This window comes from Paraburkholderia fungorum (assembly GCF_003610895.1).
Classification (GTDB): Bacteria; Pseudomonadota; Gammaproteobacteria; order Burkholderiales; family Burkholderiaceae; genus Paraburkholderia; species Paraburkholderia fungorum_B.
This window is the reverse complement of record NZ_MCAS01000006.1, coordinates 19,517-32,088: the sequence shown is the minus strand read 5'-3', so window position 1 is coordinate 32,088 and position 12,572 is coordinate 19,517. Positions and strand designations below refer to the sequence as shown.

Below are 12,572 nucleotides of genomic sequence, written 5' to 3'. Positions count from 1 at the left end.
TCTAATGATTCGCTTAATTCCACGCGGCGCCTTGCGCGCGCATGCTCTAACACTCGCCGCCGCCCTCTGCAGCGCCGGCACCCTGCTGATGGCGCCGGTACTGCTGCTCGGCACGACCGCCGCACACGCGCAAGCGGTCTATCCCACGGCTGACGACGCCGCCAATGCGTTCGTCGACGCCCTGGCCCGCAATGATGAAGGTGCGCTCAAACACGTGCTCGGCAACGATTTCCATCGCTTCATTCCTTCCGAAGGAATTGGCGAAGACGACATTTACCAGTTCCTCGGCGCATGGTCGAAAGGGCATCAGATCGTTGAAGACCCCGTAAAGAGCAAGGGGCGCGCAACCGCGCATCTGGCGGTCGGCGACAGTGGCTGGACGTTGCCGATTCCGCTCGTGCAGGCCGCGCACGGCTGGCGCTTCGATCCGCCCGCCGCGCAGGACGAGATGCTGACACGCCGCATTGGCCGCAATGAACACGCGGCGATCCTGACCTCGCTCGCCTACCTCGACGCGCAATTCGATTATCACAACCTGACCCAGCACTACGCCCAGCGCTTCGTCAGTACGCAAGGCCAGCATGACGGCCTGTACTGGGTGACCGCGCCCGGCGAAACGGAGAGCCCGCTCGGGCCGCTTGCGGCCACCATGCCCAACGGCACCCTGCCCACAGAGGCCTATCACGGCTATCACTACCGGATTTTGACGGCGCAAGGTCCGCACGCGAAAGGGGGAGCACAGGATTATGTGGAGGACGGCGTGCTGACCAAAGGGTTCGGTCTGATCGCTTCGCCAGCCGAGTATGGCAAGACCGGCGTGATGAGCTTCATCGTCAATCAGAGCGGCCAGGTTTACCAGAAGAATCTGGGCCCGCAGACCGCGCGTGCCGCGGCCGCCGTCAAATCGTTCGACCCGGACGATAGCTGGCAGCCGGTGCAGGAATAAAGTCAAAGCGCACCCGGCGGCCGGGCACACGGCGAAACCGCCGTGTGCCCGTGCACCACGCGTGCACCAGCAATCCCTGCATGGCACGCCATGCAGGGTCGGTATAATGTCGGACTTTGCAACGCCGCTTATCGCCGATTCGCGCCGCGCGCTTTTCATCTGCCGACCCGTTTCCGATGAAAAGCGCCATCGCACGTGCCACCCATGCCACGCGTGCCTGCGCCCTGCCCCGCTTTCCAAACTGCCCATCTCGACCGACCATGACTGCCAAACTGATCGACGGCCTAGCCCTTTCCCAGACCCTGCGCGCCGAAGTCGCCACCCGCGCCGCCGCCCTCACCGCTCGCGGCCATCAACCGGGCCTCGCCGTGGTCCTGGTCGGCGACAATCCCGCCAGCGAAGTCTACGTGCGCAACAAGGTCAAGGCGTGCCATGACAACGGACTCGGCTCGTCATTCGACCGCTATCCGGCCGATCTGCCGGAAGCCGATCTGCTGGCGCGCATCGACGAACTGAATCGCGACCCGCGCATCCACGGCATTCTGGTGCAACTGCCGCTGCCGCCGCATATCGACAGCCACAAGGTGATCGAGGCGATCGCCCCGGAAAAGGACGTGGACGGCTTTCACGTCGCCAATGCCGGCGCGCTGATGACGGGCCGGCCGCTGTTCCGCCCGTGCACGCCGTACGGCGTGATGAAAATGCTGGCGGCCTACGAAATTCCGCTGCAAGGCGCAAACGCGGTCGTGATCGGCCGCTCGAACATCGTCGGCAAGCCGATGGCGCTGCTGCTGCTCGAAGCGGGCGCGACCGTCACGATCTGCCACAGCAAGACGCGCGATCTGGCCGCCCATACCCGTAACGCCGACGTGGTGGTTGCCGCCACCGGCCTGCGCAACATTCTCACGGCAGACATGGTGAAGCCGGGCGCTGCCGTGATCGACGTCGGCATGAATCGCGATGAAGCCGGCAAACTGTGCGGCGATGTCGATTTCGCTGGCGTGAAGGAAGTGGCCGGTTACATTACGCCGGTGCCGGGCGGCGTCGGTCCGATGACCATCACGATGCTGCTCGTCAATACGATCGAAGCCGCCGAGCGCGAAGCAGCGGCAACGGCCAAGGCTTGAAGATGTGATGAACGCGTGCGGGCGCAGCGGTTTCGCCCGCACACAGGCGCCGGATGCGTGCCGGCGTGCTTCCCCATGCCAGGCCTGCCCCTCTCACGCGCGGACTCACGTCAACTGTCACACCCTCACCCAATGCGGCGCTGTGCCGACCTGCCGTACGCCGCAAAAAAGCTCAGATTGCGGCGAAGCAGCAATTCCCACCCTGTGCTCCTGTAACGCGCAGCGGCCCAGTGGATGCGGCGCTCCGGCGCATTCCCACTGCCTGAGCCGCGCGCCGGATACCCACCCTCGCGCACAATCGCGCGACATCTGATAATTTGTCTGCCGACGGATTGGAATCGGCGCGCCCTGCCCCAATAATGTCCCTATGGAGTGTCATCGGGGCGTTGCAGCGCGCGACCCGAAGGAAGTCCCCTTGGGGGACGCCCGTCGATGCACCGATTACCCGTTCACCCGCGTCAGACAGGAAGCCTTATGTCCACTACCCCCTCGAAACACGACAATCCGCTCCTCGATTTCTCCGACCTGCCGCGCTTTGGCGAAATCCGCCCCGAACACGTCACGCCTGCCCTCGATGTCCTGCTCGCCGATGCGGCAGCCGCCGTCGAGCGCGCCGCCGAGCCGATTACGCCCGCTTCATGGGCCGACGTCGTTGAGCCGGTCGAGCGCGCCACTGAACCGCTGTCGCGCGCATGGAGCGTGGTCGGCCATCTGAACGCCGTGGCCGATACGCCGGAATTGCGCGCCGTGTACGGCGAGAATCTGCCGCGCGTCACGGAATTCTGGTCGAGCGTCGGGCAAAATCTTGCGCTGTATGAAAAGTACAAGGCACTGAACGCCAGCGGCGATTTCGCCTCGCTGACCGGCGAGCGCAAGAAGATCCTCGGCAACGCGCTGCGCGACTTCCGCCTGTCGGGCGCGGAATTGCCCGAAGACCAGAAGCCGCATTTCGCCGAATTGCAGGAACGCCAGGCGGGCTTGTCGAAAGCGTTTTCGGATCACGTGCTCGATGCGACGAATGCTTACGCGTATGTCGTCGAAGCCGGTGATGAAGCACAACTGGCCGGCCTGCCGGAAGACGTGATCGAAGCCGCGAAGGAAGCCGCCGAGCGCGAAGGCAAGACCGGCTACAAATTCACGCTGCACTTCCCGTCGTATTTTCCGGTCATGCAGTACTCGGAAAACCGCGCGATGCGCGAAGCGATCTATCGCGCGTACGTCACGCGTGCCTCCGAGCTCGGTCCGCAATACGGCGGCGGCAAGCCCGAGTGGGACAACACCCAGGTGCTCGCCGAACAACTGAAGCTGCGTGCGGAAGAAGCGCACATGCTCGGCTACAACAATTTCGCCGAAGTCTCGCTCGCGCCGAAGATGGCCGAATCGCCTGCACAGGTGATGAGCTTCCTCGAAGACCTCGCCACGCGCGCGCGTCCGCACGCCGAACAGGACTGGAAGGAATTGCGCGAATTTGCCGCGAGCGAACTCGGCATGAGCGACCTGCAGCCATGGGACATGACGTTCGCCGCTGAACGTCTGCGCCAGAAGCGCTATTCGTTCTCCGAGAACGAAGTCAAACAATACTTTCCGGAAGACGTCGTTTTCAAGGGCCTCTTCAAGGTTACGGAAACGCTGTTTGGCGTGCGCATCCGTCGCGACGAGGCAGCCGTCTGGCATCCGGACGTGCGCTTTTTCCGCGTCGAGAATCAGGACGGCGGGCTCGTCGCCCAGTTCTATCTCGATCTGTACGCACGCGAAGGCAAACGCGGCGGCGCATGGATGGACGACGCGCGTGGCCGTCACAAGCACACGCACGGGGGTGTGCAAACGCCGGTGGCGTATCTCACCTGCAACTTCTCGGCACCGGTCGGCGGCAAGCCGGCCTGCTTCACGCATGATGAAGTGATCACGCTGTTCCACGAATTCGGCCACGGCCTGCATCACATGCTCACGCGTGTCGATGAACTGGGCGTATCGGGCATCAACGGCGTCGAGTGGGACGCGGTTGAATTGCCGTCGCAATTCATGGAGAACTTCTGCTGGGAGTGGGACGTGCTGAGCGACATGACTGCGCACGTCGATACCGCGAAGCCCCTGCCGCGCGATCTGTTCGACAAGATGCTCGCCGCGAAGAACTTCCAGAGCGGTCTCGGCACCTTGCGCCAGATCGTGTTCTCGATGTTCGACATGCAACTGCACACCGGTTTCGATGCCTCCGGTACGAAGAACGCGACCGAACTCGCGAGCGAGATCAACGAACGCTTCCACGTGGTGCCGCAAGCTTCATTCTCGCGTTGGCCGAACACGTTCAGCCATATTTTCGCGGGCGGTTATGCCGCGGGCTATTACAGCTACAAGTGGGCCGAAGTGCTGTCCGCCGATGCGTACGCCGCGTTCGAAGAAGCCGCACAAGCCGCGAGTGGCAGCGTGCTCGACCAGACAACCGGCATGCGCTATCGCAAGGAGATTCTGGAAGTGGGCGGCAGCCGTCCCGCAATGGAATCGTTCAAGGCGTTCCGCGGCCGCGAGCCGAATATCGATGCCTTGCTGCGGCACAGCGGCATGGCGCCGGGTGCGGCGCATTGAGCTTGCGTTGAAGTCTCAGTAGTCGGCGTTGTGGATGGCGTCGACTTCGATTAAAAGCCGGTGACTTGCTTGAGCAAGTCCCGGCTTTTTTCATTCCGGCACCGATATGTCGCGCGCGGTGGCTAAGCGCGATGCAGTTTGAAATCCACTTGCGCCGGACGCCCATCCAGCGACAATGCCGCGCGCGCCGCAGGCGCACGGCTCACCACCTTGCCCCGGCTTACCACCGCGAGCCGCGCGGCGCGCAGGCGGATTGCCTCGACCGGATCGCGTGCGTCGAGGACGACGAGATTGGCGGCGCTTCCCGGCGCGATGCCATAGCCTTCCAGACCGAGAATACGCGCGGCATTCACCGTGACCGCGTCGAAGCACGCATGCATGCCGTCGACGCCGGTCATCTGCGCAACATGCAAGCCCATGTGCGCGACTTCGAGCATGTCGCCCGAGCCGAGGCTGTACCACGGATCCATCACGCAATCGTGACCGAACGCCACGTTGATCCCCGCCGCCATCATCTCCGGCACGCGTGTCATGCCGCGCCGCTTCGGATACGTGTCGCTGCGGCCTTGCAGCGTGATGTTGATCAGCGGATTGGCGATCGCCGCAACGCCCGACTCGCGCATCAGCGGCAAGAGCTTGCTGACGTAGTAGTTGTCCATGGAATGCATCGAAGTCAGATGCGAACCGGCGACGCGCCCATGCAAGCCGAGCCGGTGTGTTTCAGCCGCGAGCGTTTCGATATGGCGCGACATCGGATCGTCCGATTCGTCGCAATGCATGTCGACGCGCAAGCCCTGCTCCGCCGCGAACTCGCACAACATGCGCACGGACAGCGCGCCGTCGGCCATCGTGCGTTCGAAATGCGGAATGCCGCCGACCACGTCGACGCCCATCGCAATGGCACGCTTGAGATTCTCGAATGCGCCGGCGCTGCGCAACACGCCGTCCTGCGGAAACGCAACCAGTTGCAGGTCGAGATACGGCGCGACGCGGCGCTTCACTTCGAGCAGTGCCTCAACCGCGAGCAAACGCGGATCGCACACATCCACGTGGCTGCGAATCGCCAGCAGGCCCCGCGCGACCGCCCAGTCGCAGTATTGCAGCGCGCGCTCGATCAGCGCTTCCTGCGTCAGGTGCGGCTTCAGTTCACCCCACAGCGCGATGCCTTCCAGCAAGGTGCCCGACGCGTTCACGCGCGGCAGACCGTACGACAGCGTCGCGTCCATGTGGAAATGCGGATCGACGAATGGCGGCGTGACGAGCGAACCGGCGGCGTCGATTTCTTCGCGCGCGCTCGCGGCCAGATTCGGTTCGACAGCGACGATGCGACCCGCTTCGATACCGATGTCGACCGGCTGCTTTTGCTGCTTGTGCTGTGATGTGGCGCTAGCCGGCAGCATCGCGTGGCGGATGATCAGATCCATGGTTCGCTCCCTTTCCTTGTTTTCTGGTAACGGCTATTCGCGTGATGATGATTCTATCGGCGTCAGAAAGTGCATGCCGACGTTTTAACAGGCGGCCGTACCGGCGGGCAAAAGGGAATCCGTACCGGCTGCGGGCACCGACGCCCGCCTATACTCGACTTTTCGAACGCCCGATGCCTGGGTGTTCCGCGTTGGCTTCGGCACTCTCCTTCGGTGCGCAGCGGCGCCTGCATCATCCATCCACGGAGCAAGACTATGAAAACGATCGGTGTGATCGGCGGAATGAGCTGGGAATCGTCCACCGAGTACTACAAGCTCCTGAACCGTCATGCGAAGGCACGCCTTGGCGGCCACCACAACGCCCGCAGCCTGATGCTGACACTCGACTTCGCGCCGATCGAGGCCAACCAGCGCGCCGGCGACTGGACGGCACTCGGCGAACAGTTGGCCGACGCCGCCCGTCAGCTTGAACGAGGCGGCGCCGACCTGGTGATACTCGCAACCAACACCATGCATCGCATGTATGAATCGATCGAACAGGCGATCGACATACCGTTCCTGCACATTGCCGACCCGACCGGCACCGCACTGCGCGCTGCGGGAATCGAGCGAGTGGGCTTGCTAGGTACGCGCTATACGATGGAGCAGACCTTCTACACGGGGCGCTTGGGCGAGCGTTACGGCCTCGAGACCGTGGTCCCCGATGAAGCGGGACGCGCGGACGTGCATCGCATCATCTACGACGAGCTGTGCCACGGCAAAGTGAATGACGACTCGCGTGCGGTGTATCAGCGCGTGATCGAAGGACTCGCTGCACGCGGGGCCCAGGCCGTGATTCTTGGCTGCACGGAAATCACGCTGCTAATCAAGCCGGAGGATTCGCCGTTACCCGTATTCGACACCACCGCGCTGCATGCGCAAGCGGCTGTGGAATGGGCAATTGGGCCGGACTGAATGCAAGCGCGTGGCCGCATGCATGAAGGGACGTTAGAAGTTAAAAAGCCCGCGTAGCTTGCGCTAGCGGGCTTTCAACAATGCTTGGTTGCGGGGGTAGGATTTGAACCTACGACCTTCGGGTTATGAGCCCGACGAGCTGCCAGACTGCTCCACCCCGCGTCAGAGAAAAAGAGTATATAGGGCCGTTCGCGAGACGTCAAACAATCCGGTGAAATAAGGCTGAAATAATTGCGGACGAAGCACAGTGCGTGTTCACTCTCATGCGGCGCATGCGGCACATGGATGCCGAAAATGAGCGGACAACTCAGAGATCCGCAACCGTCGCACCTTCCACCTTGCCGTCGATGATGTCCGCACCGTACTGACTCGCGCTGCGTTTCGCGACGCCGAAATCGGAGAACGTGGACGCCAGCACGAGACGAAACACGCGGCTCGCCTTCGAGCCGCTGATCGCGCCCGGCCGGCAAACGCGTACTGCCACGTCGTAACCTTCGGCATGACGCTTGTGACCGTCGAACTTGTCGAACTCCCGCGAAAACACCAGCGGATGCACTTCGAAGTCCTTATAAAGCGCCGGATAAGATTGAGCCATGATAGATCCCCGATGCACGTCAATGTGATCCCACTATACGCCGCGGCATGACGGGGGTGCGGTTTTATTTTTCGCGGCCGCCGGGCCAATTTTCACGCTCGCTCGTCTCGCGCGATAAGATGCGGGACTATCGGAATCAACCCGCGTCTCGCGATCCGAATCCGGGTCGCGAGACAGTTAGCCGCTAATGTGGGAAATGAAGCGGAACATAACGCGGAACAGCAAAAATACCGGGGCAGCACCCCACAAAGCCTTGCTCAGCAAGAATGTGAGAATCTCATGAAAATCGCCACCTGGAACGTCAACTCCCTGAAAGTGCGCCTGCAGCACGTTATCGACTGGCTCGAAACCAGCCACACCGACGTGCTGTGCCTGCAGGAACTGAAGCTGACCGACGACAAATTTCCCCGCGCCGAGCTTGAAGAGAAAGGCTACCGGAGCTGGTTCACGGGCCAGAAGACCTATAACGGCGTCGGCATCCTGGTGCGCGAAGGCCTGAACGTCGACGAAAGCAGCATCGTGCGCAATATCCCCGGGTTCGAAGACCCGCAGCAGCGCGTGATCGCCGCGACCGTCGAAGGCGTGCGCATCATCTCCGCGTACTTCCCGAACGGCCAGGCGCCAGGCACCGACAAGTTCGCCTACAAATTGAACTGGCTCGCCGCGCTGCACGACTGGGTCGCGAGTGAAATGACGCAGTATCCGCAGCTCGCGCTGCTCGGCGACTACAACATCGCGCCGGAAGATCGCGACGTGCACGATCCGAAAGCATGGGAAGGCCAGAATCTGGTGTCGCCCGAAGAGCGCGCCGAATTCGTGCGGTTGATCGAACTCGGTCTTGTCGATGCGTTCCGCCAGTTCGAGCAGCCGGAGAAAATCTACTCGTGGTGGGACTACCGGATGATGGCGTTCCGCCGCAATGCGGGGCTGCGCATCGACCACATTCTGCTGTCGAAAGCGCTCGCCCCACTATGTTCTTCCTGCGACGTCGACAAAGTGCCGCGCAAGTGGGAACAGCCGTCGGACCACGCACCGGTCGTCGCGCAGATCGGCTGAGCGCGCGACACCGCGCGGTAACGCGCGGCACTGCGCGACTACCGAGGCCTACGCCGACCCGTTCAGACAGCGCCACAAGAACTCAAAAACCATCGCATCATGCTCGGCCTGCTCCAGTTCATCGGAGCCGCCGTGGCCCCCTTCCGTGTTCTCGCGATACCAGACGCCTGGCGCACCCAACGCCTGCATGCGCGCCGCCATCTTGCGCGCGTGTCCGGGATGCACGCGATCGTCCGCCGTCGACGTGGTGAACAGCACGGGCGGATACGCCACGTCCGCACTCACGCGGTGATAGGGCGAGTAAGCCGCCAGCACACGCGCCTCGCCAGGTTCGTCCGGATCGCCGTATTCGTCGATCCACGACGCGCCCGCGTGCAGCAGGTGATACCGGCTCATGTCGAGCAGCGGCACCTCGCAGACCACGGCGCCGAACAGGTCGGGCCGCTGCACCATGCACGCCGCGACCAGCAGTCCGCCATTGCTGCCGCCCTGAATACCGAGTTGCGCGGCACTCGTCACGCCCGTGCGGATGAGCGCCTCGGCCACCGCGATGAAATCGTCGAACGCGCGCTGCCGATGCTCGCCCTGCGCCGCCGTATGCCACTGCGTGCCGAACTCGCCACCGCCGCGAATATGCGCGACCACATACACGCCGCCGCGCGCGAGCCAGCCGATGCCCTGCCCGGTCAGATAACCCGGCAGCAACGGAATCGCAAAACCGCCGTAACCGTTGAGCAGGCATGGGCGCGTCTGGTCGCGCGCCGCCATATATGCCTGGTCGCGTGCCTGTTGCGCAGACTGCGCCATCTGCCCCTCTACCGCGTGTTGCGTAACGCGCGGCCCGATCACTGTATACGGCACCCGCGTGCCATCCGCCGACACCGCATGCCCACGCGTTACCGCGAACGGCGCTGCATCGAACTGGGTCGGCCAGCGGTCGAGCAATGTCCAATCGGTCAGGTCGCCCTGCGCAAGATCGGTGAGCCAGTACGCGGGTGGCTGCAAATAATCGTCGGTATCGACGAACACCTCGTCGTTCAGCGTCGGCTCGACGGGTGAGACGTCGGCTTGCACGTCGTCATGCGAAGGAAAGAGGCGTTGTTGCCAGTGCCAGGTCTGATCGGCGGTTTGCGACGGGATCCACAGCGAGGTCCGGCTCTGCACATCCTCCAGATAGGACACGATCAGATAATTGCGCGTGTGTGTCCACTCGCAGGCCGAAGTTTGCGAGGTCGGTATGAAAAGCGGTACCACATCACGCTCGCCGCGCAGGAACGCCGTTTCGCGGATCGCCAGCAATGCGCCGCCCGGATAGCGCGCACCATTGCAGTCCCAATCGAGACGCGGCTCAAGCAGCAGCCAGCCCTGCCAGCCGCCTACCGCAACGTGCGACGGTAAGTCGTACTGCCGCCAGGAAGCGGCATGCACCGCCGCATCGTTCGCATCGGCATTGGCGCTATCGAGGTAATACGTATGCGAATCGAAGAAATCGACGCTGCTCACCACCGTGTGGCGCCGTTCGACCGGATCGTAATGCGCCTCCACGCCGATGTCGCCGAACGCGCCCTTGAAAACGACCGGCGCCTCCGCTAACGCACTGCCCCGTGTCCAACGCCGCACTTCGCGCGGATAACCGGAGCGCGTCAGCATCTTGCGGCCATTGTCCCAACCGACATACAACGTATCCCGGTCGATCCACGAAGCGGTGTGCTTGCCGGCCTTCGCAATCACGAAACCGTCGTCGACAAAACGTTGCGCGTCGATGTCGAACTCGCGCACCACCAGCGCGTCCGAGCCGCCGGGCGACAGCGTGATCAGTGCGCGATCGCCGTCGGGATAAAGAATGTCGAGTTCGGCGCAGACCCACGGCGTGCCTTCGGCCGCGCCGAGCGCGTCGAAATCGAGCAGGTTCTGCCAGACCGGTGCGCCACTGCGCCAGGCCGCCCACGTCGTGCGCCGCCAGATGCCTTTGGGATTGCGTTCGTCCTGCCACAGATCGTAAGCCCAATCCTTCCAGCGATCGGGGATGACCGGACGCTCGCGCGGCAGATAGGCGTCGGCCAGCCGTTGTTTCAGCGACTCGAATTGCGCGCCGCTGCACCATGCGGCGCGCGTGCGGGCGTTCTGCGCCTCGACCCACGCGAGCGCGCCGGGGTCCTCGAGCGCTTCGAGCGACAGAAAGGGATCGGGGGAAAGCGGCCAGGAGAAAGGAACTGAAGAATCGGGCATCGTCGGCTGTCGAATGAAAACAGCGTCGATTATGCCTTGCGAGCCCGGGCGCCTTTGACGCTGCGGGCCGGAGCCGCTGGCACGGCTCCGGCTAACCCGCAAACTTCCGAGTTCGTGAATCAGGGCTCGAGATTGAGTTCCTGAATCTTGCGCGTAATCGTATTGCGGCCGATACCGAGGCGCTCCGCCGCTTCTACCTTGCGTCCACGCGTGAAGTCCAGCGCCTCGCGAATCACCGCCGCTTCGAAACGGCGCGCGAGTTCATCCATCACATCGGGCGCATTCTCACGCAACATCCGCGCGACTTCGGTGCGCAAACCACCTTCCCAGGCGCTCACAGCGACGGCTGCGGGCATGCCGACAGCGGCCGCCGGATGCGTGGCTGCACTGACGCCGTTGATCGGCGCGCCACCGGCGAGACCAGGCTCACCTGCACCGATCGCGCCAGCGCCACCGCTCGCGAAATCGTTCACGCCTGCTTGCGCGGGACCCAGATCGGGCGGCAAGTCCTTGATCTCGATGGTCTGCGCAGGCGCCATCACCGTGAGCCAGTTGGCGAGGTTCTCCAGTTGACGCACGTTGCCCGGAAACGGCAGCGAAGCCAGATAAGCGAGCGCCTCTTCGGATACACGCTTTGACTCCACGCCCAGATCGCGTGCGCTCTTTTGCAGGAAGTGGCGCGTGAGCAGCGGAATGTCTTCGCTGCGCTCGCGCAACGCCGGCAGGCGCAAGCGGATCACATTGAGCCGGTGATACAAATCCTCGCGAAACAGGCCCTGACGCACGCGTGATTCGAGGTTCTGATGCGTCGCCGCGATCACGCGCACGTTGGCGCGCAACGGATTGTGGCCACCGACGCGATAGAACTGCCCGTCCGAGAGCACACGCAACAGGCGTGTCTGCAGATCGAACGGCATGTCGCCGATTTCGTCGAGAAACAGCGTGCCGTTCTCGGCCTGCTCGAAACGCCCCTGGCGCATGGCCTGCGCGCCCGTGAACGCACCGCGCTCATGACCGAACAGTTCGGACTCCAGCAGATCCTTCGGAATCGCCGCCGTATTCAGTGCGATGAACGGACCGTTCGCGCGTGGGCTATGTCGGTGCAATGCACGTGCGACGAGTTCCTTCCCGGTGCCTGATTCGCCGGTAATGAGCACGGTGGCCGCGGAATGCGACAGCCGGCCGATTGCGCGAAACATGTCCTGCATCGCCGGTGCCTGACCGAGCATTTCCGGTGCATCGGCAACGCGGTCATCCCACGTTTGCTCGCCTCGCATGCTTTCGTCCACCGCGCGGCGGATCAACTCGACCGCCTTGTCGACGTCGAATGGTTTGGCGAGGTATTCGAAGGCGCCGCCCTGGAATGCGGCGACCGCGCTGTCGAGATCCGAGAACGCCGTCATGATGATGACGGGCAAGCCCGGCACCTTGTCACGCACGGTTTGCAGCAATTCGAGGCCGGAGCCGCCAGGCATCCTGATGTCGGACACCAGCACCTGAGGGCTATCGTGATCGAGCGCCGCCGACGCCTCGCGCACGTTCGCGAAGCTACGCGTCGCGAAGTTTTCGCGAGCGAGTGCCTTTTCGAGCACCCAGCGAATCGATTGATCGTCGTCTACTATCCAGATCGGCTTCATATAGGTCGGTCAGAAGTCTAG

9 protein-coding genes and 1 tRNA gene are annotated in these 12,572 nt (G+C 63.2%); 5 read left to right on the top strand and 5 right to left on the bottom strand.

Going from position 1 to position 12,572, the window contains the following annotated elements; genetic code table 11:
* Positions 1-4 precede the first annotated feature (4 nt).
* The 3 genes from BCY88_RS07365 (at position 5) to BCY88_RS07355 (ending at position 4,656) form a co-directional block, all read left to right on the top strand.
* Positions 5-946, top strand: coding sequence for a DUF2950 domain-containing protein (locus BCY88_RS07365; protein ID WP_120343624.1), 942 nt, complete (start codon positions 5-7; stop codon positions 944-946).
* A 260-nt stretch (positions 947-1,206) separates the two neighbouring features.
* Entirely contained in the window at positions 1,207-2,073 is an 867-nt protein-coding gene (gene folD, locus BCY88_RS07360; protein WP_120343623.1) for a bifunctional methylenetetrahydrofolate dehydrogenase/methenyltetrahydrofolate cyclohydrolase FolD, read from the top strand.
* Between the two features lie 474 nt (positions 2,074-2,547).
* Entirely contained in the window at positions 2,548-4,656 is a 2,109-nt protein-coding gene (locus BCY88_RS07355) for a M3 family metallopeptidase (protein ID WP_120343622.1), read from the top strand.
* 122 nt (positions 4,657-4,778) lie between these two features.
* On the opposite strand, the gene BCY88_RS07350 is transcribed toward BCY88_RS07355, so the two are convergent.
* A complete protein-coding gene (locus tag BCY88_RS07350) occupies positions 4,779-6,080 on the bottom strand; it encodes an amidohydrolase family protein (RefSeq protein WP_120343621.1) in 1,302 nt (433 codons plus the stop codon).
* Between the two features lie 255 nt (positions 6,081-6,335).
* Here BCY88_RS07350 and BCY88_RS07345 point away from each other — a divergent pair, with 255 nt between their 5' ends.
* Positions 6,336-7,034 (top strand): aspartate/glutamate racemase family protein, encoded by a 699-nt coding sequence (locus tag BCY88_RS07345; RefSeq protein ID WP_120343620.1) that lies wholly within the window; start codon positions 6,336-6,338, stop codon positions 7,032-7,034.
* 85 nt (positions 7,035-7,119) lie between these two features.
* On the opposite strand, the gene BCY88_RS07340 is transcribed toward BCY88_RS07345, so the two are convergent.
* Positions 7,120-7,196: transfer RNA gene (locus tag BCY88_RS07340), tRNA-Met, on the bottom strand.
* Positions 7,197-7,341: 145 nt separating this feature from the next.
* A complete protein-coding gene (locus BCY88_RS07335; protein ID WP_120343619.1) occupies positions 7,342-7,629 on the bottom strand; it encodes a hypothetical protein in 288 nt (95 codons plus the stop codon).
* 279 nt (positions 7,630-7,908) lie between these two features.
* Between BCY88_RS07335 and xth the strand changes: the two genes are divergently transcribed.
* Positions 7,909-8,685, top strand: a complete 777-nt coding sequence (gene xth / locus BCY88_RS07330; protein ID WP_120343618.1) for an exodeoxyribonuclease III — start codon at positions 7,909-7,911, stop codon at positions 8,683-8,685.
* Between the two features lie 48 nt (positions 8,686-8,733).
* On the opposite strand, the gene BCY88_RS07325 is transcribed toward xth, so the two are convergent.
* Together BCY88_RS07325 and ntrC are read right to left on the bottom strand one after the other, a co-directional pair.
* Positions 8,734-10,914 carry a prolyl oligopeptidase family serine peptidase gene (locus BCY88_RS07325; protein WP_120343617.1) on the bottom strand — a complete coding sequence of 727 codons (2,181 nt, stop codon included), beginning with the start codon at positions 10,912-10,914 and terminating at the stop codon, positions 8,734-8,736.
* Positions 10,915-11,033: 119 nt separating this feature from the next.
* Complete coding sequence (gene ntrC / locus BCY88_RS07320; RefSeq protein WP_120343616.1) at positions 11,034-12,551, bottom strand: nitrogen regulation protein NR(I); 1,518 nt, start codon at positions 12,549-12,551, stop codon at positions 11,034-11,036.
* Positions 12,552-12,572: the final 21 nt, after the last annotated feature.